This window comes from Pseudomonas sp. SIMBA_068 (assembly GCF_046534705.1).
In the GTDB taxonomy this organism is placed as follows: domain Bacteria; phylum Pseudomonadota; class Gammaproteobacteria; order Pseudomonadales; family Pseudomonadaceae; genus Aquipseudomonas; species Aquipseudomonas putida.
The window spans coordinates 1-272 of record NZ_JAWRYI010000518.1 but is presented as its reverse complement, the minus strand read 5'-3'; the positions used below and the strand labels follow the sequence as shown (position 1 = coordinate 272).

Annotated in this window: 1 protein-coding gene; it reads right to left on the bottom strand. The window is 43.8% G+C overall.

Features of this window, described 5'->3' with window-relative positions:
- Nucleotides 1–272, bottom strand: a 272-nt coding sequence (locus tag SB756_RS30200; RefSeq protein WP_410913250.1) for an FAD-dependent oxidoreductase, incomplete at both ends; no start/stop codon positions are given.

Below are 272 nucleotides of genomic sequence, written 5' to 3'. Positions count from 1 at the left end.
ATGTTTGTTAGGCCGTAAAGCTTTAGTAATTCAGACAAGTGATACAGCTCTGCCGAGAGCTCAACTCCGGTTGCACCGCCGCCCACAATAGCAATATCAAGAGATTGTTGCTGGTTGTCGTCTTGATGAAGGCGGGTAAAGCTATCGAGCAAAGAATGTTGAAAACGCTCAGCTTGCTGGTTTGAATCTAAAAAGTAGCAATGCTCTTTTATGCCTGGAGTATTAAAGTCGTTACTTACACTGCCAATAGCAATAACAAGGTGGTCATAGCG